We start from the raw sequence: 24,852 nt of genomic DNA, 5'->3' as shown, positions 1-24,852 counted from the left end.
CTTATCCTATTTTTTTATCCTTCGTATCTTTTTGTTTTTCAAATTTATCATAAGCTTTTATAATTCTTTGAACTAATGAATGTCTTACTACATCGTTCTCATTTAAAAATATAAATCCTATTCCTTCTACCTCTGATAAAATTTGTACTGCTTCCTTTAGCCCTGATGCTTTTCCTCTAGGCAAATCAATTTGAGTAATATCTCCTGTTACAATAGCTTTAGAGCCTATACCTAGTCTTGTAAGAAACATTTTCATCTGTTCTTTTGTTGTATTTTGTGCTTCATCTAATATAATAAAAGAATCATTTAATGTTCTTCCTCTCATATAAGCTAGGGGTGCTACTTCTATCATACCCCTTTCTTTATACTTTAAAAATGTTTCTCCTCCTAATATATCATACAATGCATCATATAACGGTCTTAAATATGGATCTACTTTATCTTGTAAATCTCCTGGTAAAAATCCTAAGCTCTCACCTGCTTCTACTGCTGGTCTTGTCAAAATAATTCTACTTACTTCTTTATTTTTAAATGCAGAAACTGCCATTGCCATAGCTAAATATGTTTTTCCTGTACCTGCAGGACCTATTCCAAAAACTACATCATTCTTGTTAATACTTTTTACATATTGTTTTTGACCTATTGTTTTAGGTTTGATTTGTTTACCTTTTGCACTTACACAAACTATATCATCTAATTCTTGGATTTGTACCTCTTCGCCTTTGTTCAAAAGAGTTATAGAATAATTAATTTTTTGCTGATCTAACTTCTCGCCTTTATTAATTATTTCTATTAAATTAGATATTAATCTTTGTGTCTTATCTACTTTTTGAATTTCTCCAAAAATTATAATTTCTCCATCTCTAGATACAATATTTACATCAAAACTATCTTCTATCATTTTTATATGTTCATCAAAATTTCCAAAAATCTCTTTTGTATAATCGAAATCCCCCATATTTATTCTTTTTTCTATTACTTTTTTTTCCAATCACAAGTCCTCCTTAAATTCTATATGTGGTATAAGCTTTTGTTGTTCCCCGATTTCCTCTAACACCTCAATAGTTAATTTCCCTTTGATTTTATTGTCTTTCTTTGAGAATACTATATCTTGATTTAATATACTTGCATTTTTAGGTATATTTTTCACTAAATCTATTGTTATTTTCTCCACTAATGCATCTTTAGCAATACTTTCATCAATGGTCTCTTTTTTTTGAATCACTTCATAATATTCTTCTGTAATAAATTCGACAGGGATTTGAATATTCCTCCAGTTTAAAAGTCTTTTGTTTCTTCTCTCAATTATAACATTTTTATAAGGAATTTCTTCTAAACTTAAAGCAATTTGATTATTTCCAATTTTTGCAATTCTCCTAGTGAATTTATTTCCAGTTTTTATTTTTTTTATATCAATCAAAGAAATTTCTTCTTCTTTTTCATAATAAGTTCTTGCAAAAATTTCTCCTAATGCATGTACATATCTAGTATCTATCTCTTCTCTTTGAATCTGTCCCGTAATTAATTTTTGGCCTTTCTTTATAATATCTCCCCTTTGTACAAGAGCATCTCCATTTCTAGCAATTACTTTTTCAATGACTCCTTTTTTTGTAGCTACAATATCACAAGGAATATTTTTAGGAATAATTTTAGGTGGATCTATGCCCTCTACAATCTCTACAATTGCCTTCGTTCCTTGAATATGAATTCCTACCCAAGTTAAATGATCTAATTTTATCATCATACTATTTTCAATATCTGATAAGTCCAATTTATATTTTAATGCCCCTTCATATAACCCTAATTTATCTAAATAATTTATAATATCCTTTTCTTCAGTTTTTTCATTCCCAATGATTTCTATATTCCATACAAAAGAAGTCATCATAAAAATCATAAATATACAAAAAATAAATCCTGTAATAAACATTTTTCTTCCCTTGATTTTATTCATAAAAAAAGGATATCCTATTTTTTGATTTATTTTTATTCTACAACCTGTTCTTTTCACTATATGTCTAAGTTCCTTATAGGCATTTGTTCCTACTTTTGCTTCTAAGGTTGTATAGTCTATTCTAGTAATATCCCAAAGATATATACCTCTTGCAATGGCATAATTGATAAATTTTTCTAATGACAATCCTTCGATTCGAATCACTACATATCCCCTCAGTAAATTCCATAATTTTACTGCTAGCAAAATCTCCCCTCCTATTTTACAAATTCAATACTTTCAACCTTACCTGATATAATAATTTCTTCTGTAATAATGGTTTTGATAGAAAGATTCGTTCCCAATATAGATAATATTCCATTTTTTGTATTAATTCTTATTCTTACTTTTGAATACTCTATAATCCCTTTATGATTTTCAATATAGATCTGCAAATTTCCTAATAAAGTAATCCTAGGTAAATCTAGCATAATGTCCTTGGGAAGTTCTAAAAGTTCAGATATACTTTCCTTTATTTCACTTGTTTTTAAATTCATGATTACTCCCCCTTTATTTTCAGTTTATGCACTCATTTTTTTTACTATTCCTTTCTTTCAAACAACAAAAAAAAGTTATGAAAATTTTTCATAACTTTTTTCTTAAAGCTTTTGGCCTATCTAATATTTCTGATAAAATAACTCCTTTAATTAAATCATTTTGACTCCATATAAAATTTTCTCTTCCTATTTCATTCATTTGAATTTCATCTTTTATATCTTCTTTGAGTATTATTTCTTCTTCATATGATACTGGAACTTCCTCAATTGGTTCTTTTATTATTTCTTTTTCTTCATTTAAATCTTTCTTTTGTTCTTTTATAGCTTTCATAGGTTGAGATCTATTTACTGATAAACTTCTTTTCTTTTTCTTTTCTTTTTTTTCATCTTTTTTTAAAAAAGCAATTAGAGCAGAAGCAATAATTCCTATAATAGGAATTAAATCATCAAAATCCATACCATCACATCCTTTAAATCAAATCCTTATTTTTTAATTTTAGGATTTTGATCTTTTTCTTGTCCTACATTCGATATACTCTTTCTCATACTTGTATCTGCCATAATATTTTGCATGTTATAATAATCCATCACTCCTAGTTTTCCTTCTCTTAATGCTTGTGCCATAGCCTTTGGTATTTCTGCTTCTGCTTCTACTACCTTAGCGCGCATCTCTTGAACTGATGCAACCATCTCTTGTTCTTTTGCTACAGCCATAGCTCTTCTTTCTTCTGCTTTAGCTTGTGCAATTCTTTTATCTGCTTCTGCTTGATCTGTTTGTAGCTGTGCTCCTATATTTCGTCCTACATCTATATCTGCAACATCAATGGATAATATTTCAAAAGCAGTTCCTGCATCTAATCCTTTTGATAAAACAGTTCTTGAAATTTTATCTGGATTCTCTAATACTTCTTTGTGACTTTGAGCTGATCCTACAGTAGTTACAATTCCTTCACCTACTCTTGCAATAATTGTTTCTTCTCCTGCTCCTCCTACTAATCTTTCTATATTTGCTCTTACCGTTACCCTTGCTTTTACCATTACCTCAATACCATCTTTTGCAACTGCTGCTACTTTTGGTGTTTCTATTACTTTTGGATTTACACTTACTTGTACAGCACTCAATACTTCTCTTCCTGCTAGCTCTATAGCTGTTGCTCTTTCAAATTCTAAGGATATTTCTGCTCTTTGAGCTGCAATAAGTGCATCTACAACACTATCTACATTTCCTCCTGCAAGATAATGAGCTTCTAATTTGTCAATATTTAAATCAAGCCCTGCTTTAGTAGCTTTAATTAACGGGTTTACAATTCTAGAAGGAGATACTCTTCTAAATCTCATTCCTATTAAAGTAAATATCCCTATTCTAACTCCTGAAAAATATGCAGTAATCCAAAGTCCTACCGGAATAAAGCTAAGCAATAATCCTAAAATTAATAAAACAACAATCAAAATAACCCCAAAACCAATCACTGGTCCCATATTAAAAACCTCCTATATTATTTTTTGTACAATGATTCTTCTGCCTTCTATTTTTATAATTTTAATCATTGTATTTTTTTCTATAAATTCTCCTTGTGTTACTACATCAATTCTTTTTTGCTCTATTTGTACCATTCCAGAAGGTCTAAGGTCAGTCATTGTAATTCCTTCTTTGCCAATCAAACTCAAATCTTCCTTTATAGATACAAAACCTTTTTCTTTTTCTAATTTAGTAGATAAAATAATTTTATCTAAATATTTATTCTTTGGTCCATATTTTATAAGAATTCCAGCTACAATCATAGTTAATAAAAAAGCAATGATTAAAGAAGTCATTCCAAGGATCAAAGAATTAGACGCTAAAACAATACTTGTAATCATACATAACACTCCACCAATACCAGGAGCTCCAAACCCTGGTACAACCATTTCAACCAATAAAAGAATGATTCCTAGTATAAAAAGTAATATAACCATAATTCCTGCATTTCCTGCAAGGACACTTCCTCCAAAGAAAGTCACAAAAGCAATCAAGCTTATAGTTCCACCTATTCCAAACCCTGGAGTAAATATTTCTACAATCATTCCAATAAATCCTATACTCAAAAGAACTGGCAAAAATACAGAACTGCTTACCAATTGTGCAATACTTACTTTTAAATCTGGTTTTACATAAATTTTTTCTGTATTTTCAATTTTAAAATTACGAAGTATCTCATCATAATCACGAGATACTAAATCTGTAAATTTTAGTTTTTCCGCTTCTTTTGTAGTCAGATTCAATAACTCTCCTTTTTTTACAATATACTTCTTAGGATCATCAATATCTTTTATTTCTATTCTTCTATCTGCCATAGATTCTATTAATTTTGCATCTCTTCCTCTTTGCTCTGCTGTAGCTCTTAGTTCTCCCTTCCAATACGAAATATTTTTTTCTGTATAAGGAATGGTTTCTGCTGAACCAATAGTACTACCTTCACTCATCACTATGTTTTTACCTGAAATAGTAATCAGCACTCCAGCAGATTCAGCTTTATTATTTACAAAAGCAATCGTATGTAGAGAAGTTTTCATGATTAAATCTCTTATTTTTGTAGCTTCTTGAATCATTCCTCCTAAGGTATCTATCTCAAATATAATAGCTACTGATGAAGGATCTGCTTCAGCTTCTTGAATAGATTGATCTACAAATTGAGTAACCGCTGGATTGATTTCTCCCTTTATAGGAATGATATACACATTCTTTTTATTTTCTCCATAAACACTTCCCATACAAGTACTAACAAATAGTATCAAAAGAATAATATGTACAATCCATTTTTTCAACTCTATCACCTCCCTTATAGTGTATACTTTCATCCAAACAATTATCTATATTATAATACAATTTTTATTTATTGAAAACCATTTTTAGGCAAATAGAAAAGACCTAAGAACTCTTAGGCCTTTTTATTGCAAAAACTGCTTTATTATTTGATTAATTGTTTTTCCATCAGCTCTACCTTTTACTTTTGGCATAATGGCTGACATAATTTTGCCCATATCTTTCATGCTATTTGCTCCAACTTCATCAATTACTTGACTGACAATTTGAGAAAGCTCTTCTTTTGTCAATTGTTCTGGCAAATAACCCATTAAAATATCTATTTCAGCTTTTGCTTCATCTACTAAGTCTTGTCTATCTCCCTTAGTAAATTCATCGATAGCATCTTTTTTTTGTTTAACTTGTTTTGAAATAATATCTAAAATACTTTCGTCGTCAAGTTCTACTTTATGATCAATTTCATATTGCTTGATAGCAGATCTTAACAGTGTCACAACAGATTTTTTCATTTTGTTTTTTTCTTTCATGGCTTCTTTCAAATCAGCCATTAATCTCTCTTTGAGGAGCATATGTCACACCTCTTTTAAATTAGAATTTTTTCTTATTTCTTTTTGCAGCCTCCGCTTTCTTTTTACGCTTCACGCTAGGCTTTTCATAATGCTCTCTTTTTCTTACTTCTGATAAAACACCAGACTTTGCACATGAACGCTTGAATCTACGAAGAGCACTTTCAAGAGTTTCGCTTTCCCCTATTTTAATTTCTGTTGACATATAATTTTCCCTCCCTCCGCTAGCAAACTTGTGCTGTGTCCTTTTTAAAAAACCAAATGTATCCATCATTTAGAATCCCAAAATGACACTATGTTATTATACATGAAATCTTTCATTTATGCAACTCTTTTTACCCTGGGGGCCATTGAAGTTGTCTTCCTCCTAGAAGGTGAAAATGTATATGGTCTACTGTTTGTCCCCCTAACTTTCCACAATTATTGACAATCCTATATCCATTTTTTAGCCCTAATTCACTTGCAATTTTTTTTGCACAAAGAAAAATATATCCTACAAGATTTTTGTCTTGCTCTATTATATGATCTAAGGACTTAATATGTTTTTTAGGAATAATTACTATATGAACAGGTGCTTGTGGTTCTATATCGTAAAATGCCATTACAGAATCGTCCTCATATACTATTTTCGAAGGAACTTGTTTAGAAGAAATTTTGCAAAATATGCAATCATCCATTTTCTTCACCTCCTTACTATTTTAAAACTTCCATCATTTATTATTCAACATTTGTTTTGTAATTCCTTCTTTTATTATTATATCATTTCTATTAATCTGCCTACTACTAATTCCTCTGATATTGTTTCTATAAATACAGATACTAGCTTTTCTTCCAGAGGAGTTTTAGATGGACATAAAACTCTTATATAATTATCTGTAAGGCCTTCATAATATCCTGGACTTTCAACACTTAAAGTTTCAAATAATACTTCTCTTTGAGTTCCTACAAATTTTTTATGATATTTTATTGAACATTTTCTTGCAAGCTCAATCAATTTTTCACTTCTTTGATTTTTTGTTTTTGAATCTACTTGATCAGAAAATTGAGCAGCTTTGGTACCTTTTCTTTTAGAATATTTAAATACATGAATTTGACTAAAATTTATATCTCTTACAAAATTTAATGTTTTTTCAAATTCTTCATCAGTTTCTCCGGGAAAACCTACCATAATATCTGTGGTAATAGATACATCAGGCATAGATCTTCTTAATCGATCTACAATGATTTTATATTCTTCTGTTGTATATTTTCTATTCATTCTCTTTAATGTTTCATTACAACCACTTTGTAATGAAAGATGAAAATGTGGACAAACCTTTGGCAAATTAGATAATTCTTTTACAAATTCTTCTGACATAATAGTCGGCTCAATAGAACTTAATCGAATTCTTTTGATGCCTTCTACCTCATGGACTGCTTTTATCACTTCTAAAAGATTACGATCTTCTAAATCTTTTCCATAAGATGCTACATGAATTCCTGTTAATATAATTTCTTTAAATCCGTGCTCTGAAAGACGTTTTACTTCTTTTATAATATCTTCTATTTTTCTGCTTCTTATAGGACCTCTTGCATAGGGAATAATACAATAGCTACAATATTGATTGCATCCTTCTTGAATTTTAAGATATGCTCTTGTTTTTCCTTTAATTTCTCCGATGGTCATTTCCTCAAATTCTTTGATCTGCATAATATCTCCAACTGCATTGATAGCTTCTTCTTCTTTTACTTTTTCTATATAATCCACAATTTTTTTTCTATCATTTGTCCCTAAAATAACATTGACTCCTTCAATAGCTTCAACTTCTTTAGGTGCAGTTTGTGCATAACAACCTACTACAGCAATTAAAGATTTAGGATTTTTTCTTTTTGCTCTTCTAATAAATTGTCTTGATTTTCTATCTCCTAAATTTGTAACGGTACAAGTATTAATTACATATACATCGGCTGTATCTTCATGATCTACAACATGATATCCACTTTTTTCAAACAACTCCATCATAGCTTCTGTTTCATACTGATTGACTTTGCACCCTAGTGTATAAAATGCTACTTTATTCATCTATCTGCCTCCTAAATCTCCTAACTCATACATACATATACCAAGTGTTACGAAACCTGCTGTTTCTGTTCTTAAAATTCTTTTTCCTAAAGAAATAGAAATTGCACTTTCTTCTTTAAGCTTATAGATTTCTTCTTCCTCAAATCCTCCTTCAGGTCCAATAAAAATAGCAATTTTTTTCACATCTTTATATTTTTTAAATACCTCTTTTAATCCTACTTGTTTTTCTTTCTCATAAGGAACAATACACAAATCATATTCATATAACTGTTTTAACAACTCCTCAAAGAAGATAGGATTTTCAATTTTAGGAATAACTCCTCTTTTGCACTGTTTGGCAGCCTCATTTGAAATTTTTTGCCATCTTTCAACTTTTTTTTCTTCACTTTTTTGATCCTTCAACTGAACAATCGTTCTATTTGTAATAACAGGAACAACACTAAAAATCCCTAGTTCTGTACACTTTTGAATAATAAGCTCCATCTTACTACCCTTTGGAATACCTTGAAAAAGAGTAACTTCTATATTAGATTCTGTAAGAGATGTTTTTTTTTCAATAATTTTTAGCTCAATCTTCTTTTTAGATAAAGAAATAATCTTTCCTATATAATCATGATTTTTTCCATCACAAACTTCTATCTGATCTCCTTCATTTAACCTTAATACTTTTAAAATATGCTTTACATCTTCTGAATCATCAAGAATAATTTTTTCATTTTCTAAAATATTATTTTCATCAGCAAAAAATCTATGCATCTTTTCTGGCTCCTTTAGACATAATTACTGCCCATTCTCCCATTTTTCTAACTTCTTGTATTTCAAATTCATTTTTTTTAAGTGCCTCTACTACTTCATCTACTTTATCTAAAATAATTCCAGAAGATATAAATATCCCATCTTCTTTCATAAATTTTTTAATAAATGAAGATAAATGTATAATCACATCTGCAATAATATTAGCTACTACTATATCTGCTTTTTCATCAATTACATCTGTAAGATTTCCATGTCTAATTTCAACGATATTTTCTACTTTATTATCTAAAACATTTCTCTTTGATGCGTCTACAGCAACTTGATCTAGATCTACTCCAATCACTTTTTTTGCTCCTAATTTTGCTGCTGCAATAGATAAAATCCCACTTCCACAGCCTATATCAAAAACAGTATATGTATCCTTTACGTATTTTTCAATATTTTCTATACACATCATAGTAGTTTCATGGGTTCCTGTTCCAAATGCCATTCCAGGATCTAATTCTATAATTAATTCTCCTGGATTTTTATCATAATCTTCCCAAGATGGTTTAATAACAATATTTTTTCCTATTTTTTTAGGCTTATAGTATTTTTTCCATGCATTTGCCCAATCTTCTTCATAAACTTCAGCTGTAGTTACTTCCCCTAATCCTTTATCTAAATTGTATTGAGGAATTTTTTCAACATTTTGCTTAATCATTTCTATTTTATCTAATAAATCTTCACTTTCAGATAAATAGCCTTTTACAATAGCTCCTTCATAATCTGTAGGAAGAATAGATTCATCTACATAATCCCAATCTTCTGATTCCTTTTGATGGTAAATAGGATCACTAGGATCTTCTATTACAACTCCTCCTACTCCTGCATCATATAAAATATTTGCTACTGCTTCTACTGCTTCTGTAGTAGTTTTTATCTTTACTTCTATCCATTTCATTGTTTTACCCCTCCGTAGCTTTGTCTTTATACATTATTATACCCTTGCCTGTCATCTTTACCAAATAATATTTTTTTAAATATTATTATAATAAATGAAACACCCAGTAATTACCGGGTGTTTTATATGCCAAAAACCTCTTTTACCTTATCAAAAAAGGTTTTTCTTTGTTCATGTACATCTTCTCCCATTACATCTGCAAATTTCTTAAGAAGTTCTTTTTGTTTATCATTTAACCTTTTGGGGACTTCAACAATTACTTTGATATAAAGATCTCCTCTTCCATATCCTCTTACATTGGGAATTCCTTTACCCTTCATTCTAAATATTGTTCCACTTTGTGTTCCTTCAGGTATTTTATATTTTTCTTGTCCCTCTAGCGTAGGTATCTGTAATTCATCTCCAAGGGCAGCCTGCACAAAAGTAATAGGAATCTCACAAATTATGTCATTTCCATCTCTTTTAAATATTTCATGAGGCTTTATTCTTAAAACAATATATAAATCTCCCTGAGGTCCTCCTTTTTCTCCAGGCTCTCCTTCTCCTCTTAAAGGAATTACAGATCCTGTATCTACTCCTGCTGGTATATTGATTTGTATCTTTTTATTTTTTAATTCTTTTCCTGCTCCATGACATTGTAAGCAAGGATTCTCGATAATACTTCCTGCTCCATGACATACATCACATGGTTTTACATTTACAAATTGACCAAGAGGAGTTCTTGTTGCATATCTTATTTCTCCACTACCATTACATTTAGAACAAGTTTTTTTACTTGTTCCTTCTTTAGCTCCTGTTCCATGACAAGTATCACACTTTTCATGTCTTTGAATTGTGATTTCCTTCTTTACTCCAAAAGCTGCTTCTTTAAATGTAATGCCTAGTTCATATTTTAAATCAGCACCCTTTTGTGGTCCTGATCTTCTTCCTGAAAAACCACCACCAAACATATCGAATATGTCTTCAAAAATATCTCCAAAACCTCCTGATCCAAAGCCTCCAAATCCACCTTGAGCATTTGGATCTACTCCTGCATGACCAAATTGATCATATTTTGCTCTTTTGTTTTGATCTCCTAATACTTCATAAGCTTCATTGGCTTCTTTAAATTTTTCTTCTGCTTGTTTATCTCCAGGATTTCTATCCGGATGATACTTCATTGCCATTTTACGATATGCTCTTTTTATACTATCTTGATCTGAACCTTTGTCTACTCCTAAAACTTCATAATAATCTCTTTTAGACATTATTCTCACCGCCTTTCTTATGAGGTTTTGTGAGAAACACAAACTACAACAATTATATGCAATATATAAAAATTTCGCAACCTTTTTTCACATTTACAAGGCACCCAAGTGGGTGCCTAATATTTTTTTATTTATCATCATCTACTACTTCATAGTCTGCATCCACTACATTATCATCTTTTGGTTCATTACCTGTTGCTTGACCTTCTTGGTTTTGTGCGCCTGCTTGTTCATACATTTTTTGTGATAATACATGGAAAGCACTTGTTAATTCTTCTGTTGCTTTTGTGATCTCCTCTGCGTTATCTCCTTCTAATGCTTTTTTAAGAGCTGCTAATTTATCTTCAATATTTTTCTTCTCCTCAGCACTTACTTTATCTCCTACTTCTTTTAGAGCTTTTTCTGTTTCATAAACCATTGTATCTGCTTTATTTCTTGATTCAATAGCTTCTTTTTTCTTTTTATCTTCTTCTGCAAATTTTTCTGCTTCTTTTACTTTCTTTTCGATTTCATCATCGCTTAAATTAGTAGAAGCAGTAATTGTAATCTTTTGTTCTTTTCCTGTTCCTTTATCTTTTGCACTTACATTTACAATACCATTTGCATCAATATCAAATGTTACTTCAATTTGAGGAATTCCTCTTGGAGCTGGCATAATACCACTAAGTTGGAATCTACCTAATGTAATATTATCTGCTGCCATTTCTCTTTCTCCTTGAAGAACATGGATATCAACAGCTGTTTGGTTATCTGCTGCAGTAGAGAAAACTTGGCTTTTTCTTGTAGGAATTGTAGTATTTCTTTCAATTAACTTTGTAGATACTCCTCCTAAAGTTTCAATTCCTAAAGATAGCGGTGTTACATCTAGTAATAATACATCTTTTACTTCTCCTGTCAATACTCCTGCTTGAATAGCAGCTCCTATAGCTACACATTCATCTGGATTGATTCCTTTATGAGGATCTTTTCCTGTAAGATTTTTTACAGCTTCTTGTACGGCAGGAATTCTCGTAGAACCTCCTACTAAAATTACTTTATCTACTTGAGAAGCAGTTAACCCTGAATCTCTTAAAGCTTTTTCTACAGGTTCCATACTTCTTTTTACTAACTGTTCTGTAAGCTGATTAAATTTTGCTCTTGTTAAATCCATATTTAAATGAAGTGGTCCTTCAGCAGTTGCAGTAATAAATGGAAGATTTATATTTGCTGTTTGGGTACTAGATAATTCTTTTTTGGCTTTTTCTGCTGCTTCTTTTAATCTTTGTAGAGACATCTTATCTTTTCTTAAATCTACCCCATGTTCTTTTTGGAAAGATTCTGCTAAGAAATTCATCACTGCATCATCAAAATCATCTCCACCAAGGTGATTGTCTCCATGAGTTGCTAATACTTCGAACACTCCATCTCCTAATTCTAGAATTGAAACGTCAAAAGTACCTCCTCCTAAGTCAAATACCATAATTTTTTGATGTTCATTTTCTTTATCAAGTCCATAAGCTAATGATGCAGCAGTAGGTTCATTGATGATTCTTTTTACTTCAAGTCCTGCTATTTTTCCAGCATCTTTGGTAGCCTGTCTTTGGCTATCTGAAAAATATGCAGGAACAGTAATAACAGCTTCTGTTACTGCTTCTCCTAAGTAACTTTCAGCATCTGCTTTTAACTTCATTAAAATCATAGCTGAAATATCTTGTGGTGTATAATCTTTTCCATCTATAGATACTTTATAATCAGTTCCCATATGTCTTTTTATAGAACTAATTGTCTTATCAGGATTTGTAATAGCTTGTCTTTTTGCTGTTTCTCCTACAAGACGTTCTCCTGCCTTTGTAAAAGCCACAACAGACGGAGTAGTTCTATTTCCTTCTGCATTTGAAATTACTACAGGTTCTCCACCTTCTAATACTGAAACACATGAGTTAGTTGTCCCTAAGTCAATACCAATAATTTTTCCCATTGTACAATTTCCTCCTTCATATCCTATATAAAATTTTTTTAATTTGCTACTTTTACCATACTTGGTCTAATTACTTTTTCATTTAATGTATATCCCTTTTGGAACACATCTATAATTATATTGCTTTCATATCCATCACATTCCTCTTGCATTACAGCATGATGAAAATTAGGATCAAATTCTTTTCCTATTGTTTCTATTTCTTTTACTCCATTTTTCTCAAACACTTCTAAAAGTTGCTTTAAAATCATTTCTATTCCTTGCGTAAAAGATTCATCTTTTCCTTCATCTTTATAAGTTTTTATAGCTCTTTGTAAATTATCTACTACTGGAAGCATATCTAAAATCAATTTTTCATTTGCAAAAGTGTATATATCACTTTTTTCCTTTTCTACTCTTTTTTTATAATTTTGAAAATCTGCAGTCATTCTTAAAAACTGACTATTGATTTCTTCTTTTTCTTCTTGTAGCTTTTTGATTTTTGCATCTTCACAAGTACATTCTTGATTTTGCTCTTTCAATTCTTCTTGTGTAGCTTCTAAATTATCTCTTACAGTCTCCTGTTGAAGATCCTCTGAATGATTTTTTTTCATCTCTACTCACCTACCTATATTATATTTCCTTATGATTTGTGCATCTAATTTAAATTCCACATATGTATAGTGCAAAATAAATATTTTGCACTATATAACATCGTTATTCATCATTTAATAACTGCGTTAAATTTTTTGTTACATAGTCTACAACAGAAACAATATGATCATAATTCATTCTTGTAGGTCCAATGACTCCTATTTTTCCTACAATCACATCATTTACTTTGTAAGTAGCAGTCACTAAACTACAATTTCTCATTTCTTCATGTCTATTCTCTGTTCCTATAGTAATATCTAGTTCATCTTTACTATTGAGTAATAAATCCATAATATGTTCTTTATGATTTAACATTTGTAAAAAATCTCTTGCTTTTTCTATATTATGATACTCTGGCAACTGAAAAATATTCATCAATCCATCCAAGTACACTTCAACACTAATCATATCTTCTAAAGTTGCAAGAAGCACTGGTATAATAAGATCTACTAAAGATGTATACTTTTTCATATCACACTTTAAGTCATAAATAACATCTTTATTAACTTTTCCAATAGTTAACCCCTTAAGCTTGATATTTAGTATCTTAGTAATTAACTCTAAATGTTCTTTACTAAAAACTTCATTATTTCTTACAATGGCATTTCTTACAATGCCAGATTCAGATACTACTATCAATAGTAAGCTTTTTTCATCAATAGGAACAAGTTGTACAGACTTTAATTTGCTTTGTTCAAATTGAGGAGACAATACAACAGAGGTAAGCTTTGTCATATGAGATAAAACTTTAGAAGTTGCTGTAATAATCTCCCTTATTTCTCCAAAACTCTGTAGAAAGCTTTTTTGAATTGCATCTTGCTGATTCTTAGCCAATCGATCCATCATCATTAAACTATCTACATAAAGTCTATAACCTTTGTCAGAAGGGATTCTACCAGCAGAAGTATGGGGTTGACTTAAAAAACCCATTTCCTCTAAATCTGACATTTCATTTCTTATCGTAGCAGCACTAATCCCTAAGTCATATTTTTTCATAAGTGTTCTTGAACCCACAGGTTCAGCTGTCAAAATAAAATCCTTGATTATGGCCTGTAGGATTTTTAACTTTCTTTCTCCTAGCCCCATAATACCACTCCTATTTGTTAGCACTCTCTCTTGATGAGTGCTAATCTATTATGATTTTAAGGTATCACTAATAAATGAATTTGTCAATAGCTTTTTTGTTTTTTTAATCTGGCAAAAAATCAACAAAAATTTGATTGGATACATCTATTCCTCTTTTAGTAAGTCCAATATTTCTTCCATCATTCCACAAAAGTCCTTCTTGTATAAATTTATCGATAGACTTTTTATAAATCTTTAAAGGACTTATTTTAAATCTTTTTTCAAACTCTTTTGTATCAATCCCTCTTATTAGTCGAAGTCCTAAAAACATAGTTTCTGCCATCTCATCTTCTTTAAATATTTTTTCTTTTGTAATACAAGGGCTTTTTTTATTTTGAATCTTTAAAATATAATCATCTATATTGATTTCATTTGAAAATCTGTCGTTATTAAAATAGGAATGAGCGCCTACTCCAAATCCTATATACTCTTTATTTTCCCAATAAATTTGATTATGAATACTGCCTTTATTTTCTTTAGCAAAATTTGATATTTCATAATGTTCATACCCACATGAAGTAAGATAATCCATAGCAAAATGATACATTTCTCTATCTTCTTCATCGCTAGGAATATTTAATAAACCTTTTTCGTACAACTCATTAAACACTGTATTTTCTTCTATTTTTAAACTATAAGAAGAAATATGTTCAGGTTGTAGTTTTATCACTTGAGATAAAGTTTCCTTCCATTCTAAAAAAGTTTGATCTGGAAGAGAAAACATCAAATCTATATTTATATTTTTAAACCCTAGTTTTCTTGCTAATAAATAATTTTTTACAAATTCATCCTTTGTATGAATTCTTCCTAATCTTTTCAGATGATGATCCTGCCAAGCTTGAAGCCCTATACTCAATCTGTTGATTCCACTTTTTAAATAAAATCTTATTTTTTCTTCATTTAATGTTCCTGGATTTGATTCTATACTCCATTCTATCTTTTCATCCATATGAAATTTCTCATGTAATAGATTCATAATTTTATCCATTTCATCTATAGGAATAATAGAAGGTGTTCCTCCTCCTATAAAAATAGATTTTATTTTATACTCTTTCAAATCTTTTTCAAATGATTTTATTTCTTTCTTTACTGCATTCATATAAGCTGAAATATTGTAAGTATCTGGATAAGAACAAAAATCACAGTAGAAGCATTTTTTTACACAAAATGGAATGTGAATATACAACCCTATATTTTTCATTTTTTTCCTTCTTTCCTATTATGTGAAAAATAGCCACCTAAAGGTGACTATTTTTTGTTTTCATCATATTTTAATACAGCCATGAAAGCTTCTTGTGGTACTTCTACAGAGCCTAATTGTCTCATTCTCTTTTTACCTTCTTTTTGCTTTTCAAGAAGCTTTTTCTTTCTAGAAATGTCTCCACCATAACATTTTGCTAGTACATCTTTTCTCAAGGCACTAATTGTCTCTCTTGCAATAACTTTTGTTCCAACGGCTGCTTGTATAGGAATAGCAAACATATGCTTTGGAATTACTTCTCTTAATTTTTCACATACAGCTCTTCCTCTACTTACTGCTTTGCTTTCATGTACAATCATAGAAAAAGCATCTATAATATCTTTGTTTAATAAAATCTCCATTTTTACAAGAGTAGATCTTTGATATCCTTTTAGCTCATAATCTAACGATCCATATCCTCTTGTTTTAGATTTTAAAGCATCAAAAAAATCATAAATGACTTCATTTAAAGGAAGCTCATAATGAAGTAGTACTCTTCTTTCATCAATATACTCCATATGGTTCATAGTTCCTCTTCGATCTTGACACAATTCCATTACATTTCCTACATATTCATTAGGAAGCATAATTTTTGCATCTACAATAGGCTCTTCCATAAAGTTAATTTCTTGAGTAGGAGGAAGATTTGTAGGATTTTGTATCATCAAAACCTCTCCATTTGTTTTTGTTACTCTATAGATTACACTAGGAGATGTAGTAATAATATCTAAATCAAATTCTCTTTCCAATCTCTCTTGAATAATTTCCATATGAAGAAGTCCTAAAAATCCACATCTAAATCCAAAACCTAATGCATTAGAAGTTTCTGCCTCAAACTCTAATGAAGCATCATTAACTTGTAGCTTTTCTAAAGCATCTCTTACATTTTCATATTTTTCTCCTTCTGCTGGATAAATTCCGCAGTATACCATAGGAATTACTTTTTTATAACCTGATAATGGTTCTTTTGCAGGTGATAGTGCACTTGTAATCGTATCTCCCACTTGGGTATCAGATACATTTTTAATACTTGCCGTAACATATCCTACATCACCTGCTGAAAGCTTGTCTATTGGCATAGGTCCAGGAGTAAATACTCCTACCTCAGTTACTTCAAACTTTTTGCCTGTAGCCATCATTAAAACCTTATCTCCTGCTTTTATGCTACCTTCTTTTACTCTTACATCAGCTACTACTCCTTTGTAGCTATCATAATAAGAATCAAAAATAAGCGCTTTTAAAGATCCATCTTCATCCCCACTAGGAGCTGGTAACTTTTGTACAATCGCCTCTAGTACATCTTCAATATTAAGTCCTTCTTTTGCAGATATTAAAGGGCAATTTGTTGCCTCAATCCCTATAATTTCTTCTATTTCATCTTTTATTTCATCTGGCCTAGCCCCTGGAAGATCAATTTTATTAATTACAGGTATGATTTCTAAGTTTTGCTCTAAAGCAAGATACACATTTGCAAGAGTTTGAGCTTCAACTCCTTGTGCTGCGTCTACTACTAATATGGCTCCCTCACATGCTGCAAGACTTCTTGATACCTCATAAGTAAAGTCTACATGTCCTGGTGTATCAATAAGGTTTAATATATATTCTTCACCCTTTTGATCTTTATAAACTAAACGGGTAGTTTGAAGTTTTATAGTAATTCCCCGTTCTCTTTCTAAATCCATATTATCTAGTATTTGCTCTTTCATTTCTCTTTGAGTAAGCAAACCTGTCTTTTCTATTAATCTATCAGCAAGGGTAGATTTTCCATGGTCAATATGGGCAATAATACAAAAGTTTCTAATCTTTTTCTGACGATTACTGCTCATTTCTACTCCTCCTCTATTACGCTTTGATAATCTTTACTATTATATCATAATTTATCTATATATCATAGATAAATTATAAAGCAAAAGTATACAATAAAAGAGCTGAGCAAAAAGCTCAGCAATTTTATTTTTATCTTAATAAAATTTCTTTTTGTTTTTTCACACTCTCTACAAAAGTTAAGAACGCTTCTTTAATATAATCGTACACTTCATATGCTTCTTCCTTATTTAGGTAATAATTTTTCCCACAAAAAGTAAAAGTATAGATATTTTCATTTAGCCTGGATACTCCCAATGCTTTAGGTTCATGAATCATCATCATAGAACGATAAGAATCATCTACAAGTAAAATACCGCTTATTAATAGAATTATCATCACAGGTAAAATAAGCCATCTTTTTCCTGCTTGTTTTTTTTTTGTTTTTTCAGTTTCATTCTTCTTTACTCTACTCATATTGATCACCAATATTATTTTCGTCAATAGAAAGATTTTTTATTCTATAGAAATATACGAATTTTTTATTCTAATTTTTTATATCTTCTAGTACTTCATTCAAAATTTCTCCTAAATATTTTGCTGTTCTTTCTGCTTCATCTATAGTATTAGCAGTATTTCCCATTTCTAACAATACATAATAATCTGAATTGTATTGATTAAATTTATAAGGCTTTGGAATAATTTTTTTTGCTAATCCTGGATATTTTTCATCACTTTTTGCTTTTATATAATTTGCAAGAACTAAAAGTTTTTCTACATTTTCATTTTGCATTCCGACAACAATAGCAAATTTAGCTACCTTTTGTCCATTGATTATTATATAACTATTTTCTCTAGCTGTATCCGTATTAGGTGCAGCATCTCTATGAACATCAAATACAACTTTAACACTAGGATATTGATTCAAATGATTTGTAAGTGTCTCTAAAGATCTTACATAAGATTTTTGATATGATGGATAATCATGTAGTGTCTCGTCATGAAGCACCTTATATCCTTTATTTTTCAAAGATTTTGTCAACTCATCAGCTACTGCTCTTACTGTATATTTCCGATTTAAAGAATGAAAATTTCCTACAGACTCAGGCATATAAGATTCTGTGGGATGTGTATGGTAGATAAAAATAGAAGGATTGTTTTTATCTAATGTAAGCTTTGCAGGTTTTTGAATAGGAGAACTTATAATTTTTACATTTTCTTTAGGTTCCTCTACAATACTATTTGCAGTCTTTGTTTCTTCTTTAGACTGAGAGTTTTCATTTTGTGTAGGTATGACTAAATCTTCCTGTTTCATCACTTGTTGAGTTATATCTTTTGTACTGTTTTCTTTAGAATTTTCTTCTTCATAAAACCCGTGTAGATCTTCTCCCAAATCATCATCTGCTTCTTTGAGCATAGAAATTTGTGCTTGAAATAAAGTTTTAGGATCCTGATAATCAAAATTAAGTATTTTTTCTACAAAAAATTTTTTTATACTTTTATAGTTTTTATGTTCTTTTTTATAATTTACTTCTAAAGCAGGAATGCTTTTATTCAAAATAGTAATAAATAACTCATCTTTAAATCCTTTTTCTTGTGCTTGTACAATATCTTTTCCTTTTGAAATACCATTTGCTTTTACAATGATATCTTTTGCATCCCAAATAAATACTTTTAAAAAGAAAACAAGCATTAAACTAGTAATGATAATTCCTATCCATTTATAATTTTTTCTTAGGTCAATACCTTTTATTTTCACGAATACATACACCTCTCTTGTCTCTTTTGTTTGTACTATCAATTATATGAGAGGCTTTTTAAATATATTACTGCAAATATCTATTTACATCTTTTAAATCAATCCCTGGATGAAGTGCTATATTGATACCATTTGCAATAATTTGAGAAATATTTCTAATAATCATATCAATATCTTTTGTAGTTACAATCACATTGGCTCCATACGGGTCTAACACCTCTTTAATCAAATGATATTTATCCTCTTCATTCATTTCTTTGAGAATTTGATAAAATTGAGATTCTTTAGAGGATTGATTGCTTAAAGCTTCTACTACTAATCCTATAGTGTCATTTGCCATAGTCGCTGCATCTACAACTGTAGGTACCCCAATTGCAAATACGGGCACTCCTAATGTATGTTCACTTAATTCTTTTCTTTTATTTCCCACTCCAGATCCTGGATGAATTCCCGTAGTAGAAATTTGTATGGTAGAATGAACTCTTTGCATTTTTCTTGAAGCCAAAGCATCTATGGCTATGACTAAATCTGGTTTTGTTTTTTCTACTATTCCTTTAATAATCTCTACTGTTTCAATACCAGTTGTGCCCATGACTCCAGGAGAGATTGCACTGACAGGCCTAACACTTGGATCATCTGTCTTATTATAGGTTTCAAACAAATGCCTTGTGATAAATATTTTTGATACAACTTGAGGTCCTAATGCATCTGGTGTAATATCCCCATTTCCAAGTCCAACTATAAGGGTTTTAAAATTGTTTTTTTTAGGTATCAAACTTACTAACTCTTTTGCTAAAATTTTACTTACATCATCTTTTAAATCTGCATCTGGATTTTTAAGCCCTGAAGACTCTATAGTAATATAACTGCCTTGAGGTTTTCCCATTATTTTGCTTCCCTCATCATTTAAAACCTCTACATGAGTAATCGTAGCTAACTTTTCTTCTCTTTGATGAACTTCTACTCCTGGAATTTCTGTCTTTGTATTTTCTCTATACATTTCTCTTGATTCTACAGCTAAATCAGTTCTAATTTGAAACATGTTTTTATCCTCCTTAGTTGCTCGTAATATTCTTAGATATTTTCTTATTGTACGCATTTTACTGATAAACCATGTATAAAAACTTACTTTAAAGGATATAAAACAAATAGTAGTTTTTCCCTTGCTTTTTTGCAACAATCATGATAAAATAGCTTTTGTTGAATTGGGTAATAAGGGGGTGAACAGGTTGGCAAATATTAAGTCTGCTAAGAAAAGAATTAAAGTAATCGATGTTAAAACTGCTAGAAATAGAAAAATCAAATCTATCGTTAAAACAGCGATCAGAAGATTTGAAGAATCATTATCAGCTGGCAATGTAGAAGAAGCAAAAGCAAAATTCTCTTTCGCTGAAAAGAAAATTATGCAAGCTGCTGCAAAAGGTACTCTTCACAAAAATGCCGCTTCTAGAAAAGTTGCTAAATTAGCAAATAAATTAAACAAAGCTATGTAATACAACCGTCATGTATTCCCCATAGAATATGCAAAAGCGTACCTACCTAGTACGCTTTTTTACTTTTTGCTGCAAATTGTACAATCAACATTTCCATACCAATCTTTCCATCGATTCTTCCTTTTTTGATAGCTTCATCTGTAGACAAACATACTTTTAAAGACTGTTTTAAATTTTGAATATTAAAATTTTTAGCCTGGCCTAAGTATTTTTTTACTACAAATTGTTTCAATCCTAACTTCGGTCCTATAGCCATAGGAGTATATCCTTGATTTTCCATTATTTTAATTTGAAATAGATGTCTAAACTGTCTTGTAATCATGTAAAGAATTTTTGTCTCTGCTTCTCCTTCTATTAACATATCATTAAACAAATACAAAGCTTTTTCTACATTTTGTGTCCCAATGGCTTCTACTAGCGTAAATATATTGTTTTCTATAGTTTTTGGTGCTAAATTTTCAATATCCTCTTTTAAAATTGTTTTTCTATCTCCTACATAACTACACAGTTTATGAATTTCTTGATCTAAATCTTCTAATGTTTTTTGAGAATTTTTATCTAAGTAACCTATCATTTCAATTAACAACCTAATTTCTCTATCTTTTATTTCTTTATTATATTTATGAAAACTTTTTTGAGTCCATTTGTAAATATCTTTTTCTCCTAATTTACTACAGACTATTATATCTCCATAATTTTTAATAGCTTTTATAATCTTTTTTCTTTGATCTACATCTTGCTTCGATACAAAAAATAGATAAGTTGTATTTGGAATGTTTTTTAAGTATTCTAGAAGTTTTTTCTCCTCTTCTTCACTAATATTGTTTCTTTTTCCCGTAAAACATTCTAAATCTTTTATAACAATCATTCTTGATTTCCCAATAAAAGGAAGAGTTTCACAAGCATTAATAATTGTGTTTACACCTGCTTCTTGTCCATCTATCACTTGAAAATTCAGTTGTTCAAAAGCTTCATCAATAATTTCTTTTTTCAATGTATTTATTGTATGATCAATCAAATAATGTTCTGTTCCATACAATAAATATAAATTTTTCAATTGATTATTTTTCAAATCCTTTATTACATCTTTATATTCCATAAAAATCCCCCTATTATTCCATCGTATTTACTTTTATCTTATTTTTATCAATAATAACAATTACTGCACCATTTTTATCATTTCTAAATACTTTTACTTTATTTTTATAAAATTCATCTAATACCCTTTGATTAGGATGTCCAAAATTATTATTTCCTACTTGAATCACTCCCACCTTAGGCTTTATATGTTGTATAAAAACATCTGTACTAGAAGTTGCACTTCCATGATGAGCTACCTTTAGTATATCTACATAAAGCTTAGGATACTCTTTTATAATTGTTTCTTCTGTTTCTTTTTCTATATCTCCTGTAAATAAAACGCCTACCCTTTCATACTTCATGAATATAACTAATGAATCATCATTTGCTTCAGACAATGTAGTCGTATCATCTTTTGGATGAAGAATTTTAAAAGATAGATTTTGTTCAATGTTTATTGTATCATTTCTTAAGATTTCATACACTCTTGTTTTATGAATCATACACTTTTCTCTAAGTATTTTTTCTTCTATAGAATCTTTGCACCTGGCTCCTATAAACATATTTTCTACTTTCATATGGTCAAACACCCTAGTGAGTCCATCTATATGATCTTTATGAGCATGAGATACAAACATCATATGAATCTTTCCTATTCCATTTCTTCTTAAATAAGGAACCACAATATTTTCTCCTATATCTATCTCTTTTCTTAAACTTCCTCCCCCATCAATCAAAATATTCTTATGCATAGGTGTTTGAATCAATATACAATCTCCTTGTCCTACATCTACAAAATTTATTTTCATTTTTGTAGGCACTATAAAATTAATCCCTATGCTTATCATATAAATTCCTGTAATCATTCCTATGATTTTATTTTTATTTATTTTAAACTTTGTTTTACTAATACAAAGAACAATAATTCCATAATAAAATAAAAAAAATGTCCAATGTGGAGATACCACCTCTATACTACTAAAAGGTATATGATCTACAAAATCACATAAAATGATCATGATCTTTAATAAAGAGGAAAGAATTTTCCCAACAATTGAAGCTAAAAATGTATTTAAAAATCCAACTATAATCATTATAAATCCCATAGGTACAATCACACCCATTAAAATAGCAACAGGAATATTAATAATGAAAGCTCCAAAAGAGATATAAAAAAAGTGATACGCTACAATAGGCATAGTTCCTATTTGAGCAGCAATAGAAGCTACTAAATATTTTCTAACCATCTTTGGAATCCATACTAATTTTTTATCAATAATCTTATATAAAATAATAATGGAAAAAGCAGCACAAAATGAAAGTGCAAATCCAATATCTATAATATACATAGGATTTATAATCAAAAGTAAAAAAGCAATGATTGAAATTCCACTTAAAGAATCATACTTTCTATTGAGCAAAGGTGCCATAAAAAAAATATGAATCATTAAAACAGCTCTTACAACTGAAGGACTTCCTCCAGTAATAAAAGCATATATCCATAAAATTATAGAGTGAAAAATAGCTCTTATATACACAGAAAATCTTTTTAGTAATCTATCAAAAAATAAATAAAGTATTCCTATATGCATCCCTGATATTGCAAGAATATGAGCTACTCCTACTCGTTGAAAGGTTTTATATATATGTTCATCTAAACCATCTTTTTTTCCTAGAATAATTCCTAATAGCATATCCCCTTCTTCTTTAGGCATAATATTTTCTATCAAATCAATCACTTTATTTTTTATGTTTTTAGACATAATCCATATAAGAGAAACTTTTCCATCTCCAACTATTTGTATCTTATCTGTATACAATACTCCATAAATTTTTTTCATTTTTAGATACATAGAATAATCAAACATATTGGGATTTCTTCTTCCCTTTGGCTTTATAACCTTTCCTTCTATAGAAACTCTCTTTCCCACTATATTATCAAATTTTTTATTATTTCCTTTGTATTTTATAAGTACTTTATCTTTTTCCTTATATATTTTTTCTTTGTATATCACTTGAGTTGTTTTTAATAGAATGGAAGTTGACTTCTTATGATATATATCTATTACATCTCCTGTAATCTTTATATGTTCATTTTCTAAAGAATCATAAAAACTCTTTTGATCACAATCCATCTTAAAAAGAAAAATACCTATTAAAATGCAAAAAAGAAAAATAAAAAAGTATATTTTTTTCGTATATACAATAAATACTGCACCCATTAAAAACAAAAAAAATATACTTATATAAGATGGATAAAATAAATATCCATATAAAATTCCTATAATGTAAAAAATACTCATCCAAAACAGAGGCCTTCTCATATGTTTTTTCCTTTCTATGGATTTTTATCTATTTTATCCTAAAAAATATTTTTTATAATAACAAAAAGAGACATACGATAAAAAGTATGTCTCAGTCTATTTCTAGCTTAAATGATCAGGTATATATTTAGCTTTTGTATGATCGTTTCCTTCATAAATCAAATTTGCCTTTATATTTACACTATGATTGTTTTTGTCATGCTTAATTTGTACATGATCTAGCCGAGCATCATCTTGATGAACCTGTAGATATTGGCTTAAAAGATCTTTTGCATTCTCTATACTAACATTTTCATCATATGAAAATAAATATTCTTTTTCTGGAATTTCTAGATATAACTCATATCCATTTTCAATCTTTATTCTTCTTTCTTGAATAGAATTTATCATATCAGCCCTCCTTTTTCTATATTATCTTTCCCTTTTGATAGAACAATTTGCAAAAAATAAGGTGGTATTATATAGAAAAAAATAAAGCTTCTCACGAAGCTTCAGACTGTTGACAAACTATATTTTAGCAAAGTCATAAAAATAAGGAACAATTATTGAGAATTTGTGAAAATATAGAATA

25 protein-coding genes are annotated in these 24,852 nt (G+C 29.6%); 1 reads left to right on the top strand and 24 read right to left on the bottom strand.

From position 1 onward, the window contains the following. Nucleotide 1: 1 nt before the first annotated feature. The 21 genes from EK368_RS04305 to gpr all read right to left on the bottom strand — a co-directional run bounded on the left by EK368_RS04305 (nt 2) and on the right by gpr (nt 20,426). Nucleotides 2-958, bottom strand: a complete 957-nt coding sequence (locus EK368_RS04305; protein ID WP_129597164.1) for a PhoH family protein — start codon at nt 956-958, stop codon at nt 2-4. 33 nt (nt 959-991) lie between these two features. After that, nucleotides 992-2,200, bottom strand: coding sequence for a sporulation protein YqfD (gene yqfD, locus EK368_RS04300; protein WP_129596773.1), 1,209 nt, complete (start codon nt 2,198-2,200; stop codon nt 992-994). An 11-nt stretch (nt 2,201-2,211) separates the two neighbouring features. Continuing rightward, nucleotides 2,212-2,490, bottom strand: a complete 279-nt coding sequence (yqfC, locus tag EK368_RS04295; protein WP_129596771.1) for a sporulation protein YqfC — start codon at nt 2,488-2,490, stop codon at nt 2,212-2,214. A gap of 88 nt (nt 2,491-2,578) precedes the next feature. After that, nucleotides 2,579-2,947, bottom strand: coding sequence for a hypothetical protein (locus EK368_RS04290; RefSeq protein ID WP_129596769.1), 369 nt, complete (start codon nt 2,945-2,947; stop codon nt 2,579-2,581). A gap of 26 nt (nt 2,948-2,973) precedes the next feature. Continuing rightward, nucleotides 2,974-3,969, bottom strand: a complete 996-nt coding sequence (gene floA, locus EK368_RS04285; RefSeq protein ID WP_129596767.1) for a flotillin-like protein FloA — start codon at nt 3,967-3,969, stop codon at nt 2,974-2,976. 12 nt (nt 3,970-3,981) lie between these two features. Continuing rightward, entirely contained in the window at nt 3,982-5,295 is a 1,314-nt protein-coding gene (locus EK368_RS04280; RefSeq protein WP_243109357.1) for an NfeD family protein, read from the bottom strand. A gap of 123 nt (nt 5,296-5,418) precedes the next feature. Next, entirely contained in the window at nt 5,419-5,862 is a 444-nt protein-coding gene (locus tag EK368_RS04275; RefSeq protein WP_129596763.1) for a GatB/YqeY domain-containing protein, read from the bottom strand. Nucleotides 5,863-5,881: 19 nt separating this feature from the next. Continuing rightward, entirely contained in the window at nt 5,882-6,064 is a 183-nt protein-coding gene (gene rpsU, locus EK368_RS04270) for a 30S ribosomal protein S21 (RefSeq protein WP_053957570.1), read from the bottom strand. A 130-nt stretch (nt 6,065-6,194) separates the two neighbouring features. Then, entirely contained in the window at nt 6,195-6,536 is a 342-nt protein-coding gene (locus tag EK368_RS04265; protein ID WP_129596761.1) for a histidine triad nucleotide-binding protein, read from the bottom strand. Nucleotides 6,537-6,613: 77 nt separating this feature from the next. Next, complete coding sequence (mtaB, locus tag EK368_RS04260; protein WP_129596759.1) at nt 6,614-7,921, bottom strand: tRNA (N(6)-L-threonylcarbamoyladenosine(37)-C(2))-methylthiotransferase MtaB; 1,308 nt, start codon at nt 7,919-7,921, stop codon at nt 6,614-6,616. After that, nucleotides 7,922-8,677 carry a 16S rRNA (uracil(1498)-N(3))-methyltransferase gene (locus EK368_RS04255; RefSeq protein ID WP_129596757.1) on the bottom strand — a complete coding sequence of 252 codons (756 nt, stop codon included), beginning with the start codon at nt 8,675-8,677 and terminating at the stop codon, nt 7,922-7,924. Beyond that, nucleotides 8,670-9,620, bottom strand: a complete 951-nt coding sequence (gene prmA / locus EK368_RS04250; RefSeq protein WP_129596755.1) for a 50S ribosomal protein L11 methyltransferase — start codon at nt 9,618-9,620, stop codon at nt 8,670-8,672. The genes EK368_RS04255 and prmA overlap by 8 nt, the downstream gene beginning before the upstream one ends. A gap of 122 nt (nt 9,621-9,742) precedes the next feature. After that, a complete protein-coding gene (gene dnaJ, locus EK368_RS04245; protein WP_129596753.1) occupies nt 9,743-10,867 on the bottom strand; it encodes a molecular chaperone DnaJ in 1,125 nt (374 codons plus the stop codon). Between the two features lie 127 nt (nt 10,868-10,994). After that, on the bottom strand, nt 10,995-12,824 hold the full coding sequence (gene dnaK, locus EK368_RS04240; RefSeq protein WP_129596751.1) for a molecular chaperone DnaK: 1,830 nt from the start codon (nt 12,822-12,824) through the stop codon (nt 10,995-10,997). Between the two features lie 38 nt (nt 12,825-12,862). After that, nucleotides 12,863-13,417 (bottom strand): nucleotide exchange factor GrpE, encoded by a 555-nt coding sequence (gene grpE, locus EK368_RS04235; RefSeq protein ID WP_129596749.1) that lies wholly within the window; start codon nt 13,415-13,417, stop codon nt 12,863-12,865. A gap of 103 nt (nt 13,418-13,520) precedes the next feature. Further along, the gene (gene hrcA, locus EK368_RS04230; RefSeq protein ID WP_129596747.1) at nt 13,521-14,543 is read right to left on the bottom strand and encodes a heat-inducible transcriptional repressor HrcA; all 1,023 of its coding nucleotides are present in this window, start codon (nt 14,541-14,543) and stop codon (nt 13,521-13,523) included. Between the two features lie 103 nt (nt 14,544-14,646). Continuing rightward, a complete protein-coding gene (gene hemW / locus EK368_RS04225; RefSeq protein ID WP_129596745.1) occupies nt 14,647-15,783 on the bottom strand; it encodes a radical SAM family heme chaperone HemW in 1,137 nt (378 codons plus the stop codon). 47 nt (nt 15,784-15,830) lie between these two features. Then, nucleotides 15,831-17,648: a translation elongation factor 4 gene (gene lepA, locus EK368_RS04220; RefSeq protein ID WP_129596743.1), complete on the bottom strand. Its 1,818-nt coding sequence runs from the start codon at nt 17,646-17,648 to the stop codon at nt 15,831-15,833. 130 nt (nt 17,649-17,778) lie between these two features. Continuing rightward, the gene (locus EK368_RS04215; RefSeq protein ID WP_129596741.1) at nt 17,779-18,102 is read right to left on the bottom strand and encodes a hypothetical protein; all 324 of its coding nucleotides are present in this window, start codon (nt 18,100-18,102) and stop codon (nt 17,779-17,781) included. 70 nt (nt 18,103-18,172) lie between these two features. Beyond that, entirely contained in the window at nt 18,173-19,384 is a 1,212-nt protein-coding gene (gene spoIIP, locus EK368_RS04210; RefSeq protein WP_129596739.1) for a stage II sporulation protein P, read from the bottom strand. A 67-nt stretch (nt 19,385-19,451) separates the two neighbouring features. Further along, a complete protein-coding gene (gpr, locus tag EK368_RS04205; protein WP_129596737.1) occupies nt 19,452-20,426 on the bottom strand; it encodes a GPR endopeptidase in 975 nt (324 codons plus the stop codon). Nucleotides 20,427-20,613: 187 nt separating this feature from the next. Between gpr and rpsT the strand changes: the two genes are divergently transcribed. Beyond that, nucleotides 20,614-20,877 carry a 30S ribosomal protein S20 gene (gene rpsT, locus EK368_RS04200; RefSeq protein ID WP_129596735.1) on the top strand — a complete coding sequence of 88 codons (264 nt, stop codon included), beginning with the start codon at nt 20,614-20,616 and terminating at the stop codon, nt 20,875-20,877. Between the two features lie 46 nt (nt 20,878-20,923). Here rpsT and holA read toward each other — a convergent pair whose 3' ends face one another. The 3 genes from holA to EK368_RS04185 form a co-directional block, all read right to left on the bottom strand. Continuing rightward, nucleotides 20,924-21,976, bottom strand: coding sequence for a DNA polymerase III subunit delta (gene holA, locus EK368_RS04195; protein WP_129596733.1), 1,053 nt, complete (start codon nt 21,974-21,976; stop codon nt 20,924-20,926). A 13-nt stretch (nt 21,977-21,989) separates the two neighbouring features. Next, nucleotides 21,990-24,260: a DNA internalization-related competence protein ComEC/Rec2 gene (locus EK368_RS04190; protein ID WP_165000318.1), complete on the bottom strand. Its 2,271-nt coding sequence runs from the start codon at nt 24,258-24,260 to the stop codon at nt 21,990-21,992. A 123-nt stretch (nt 24,261-24,383) separates the two neighbouring features. Next, nucleotides 24,384-24,671 carry a hypothetical protein gene (locus tag EK368_RS04185; protein ID WP_129596728.1) on the bottom strand — a complete coding sequence of 96 codons (288 nt, stop codon included), beginning with the start codon at nt 24,669-24,671 and terminating at the stop codon, nt 24,384-24,386. Nucleotides 24,672-24,852: the final 181 nt, after the last annotated feature.

The organism is Anaerophilus nitritigenes (assembly GCF_004138215.1).
In the GTDB taxonomy this organism is placed as follows: domain Bacteria; phylum Bacillota; class Clostridia; order Peptostreptococcales; family Thermotaleaceae; genus Anaerophilus; species Anaerophilus nitritogenes.
The sequence above is the reverse complement of the archived record's forward strand: the minus strand, read 5'-3'. Positions and strand labels throughout refer to the sequence as shown.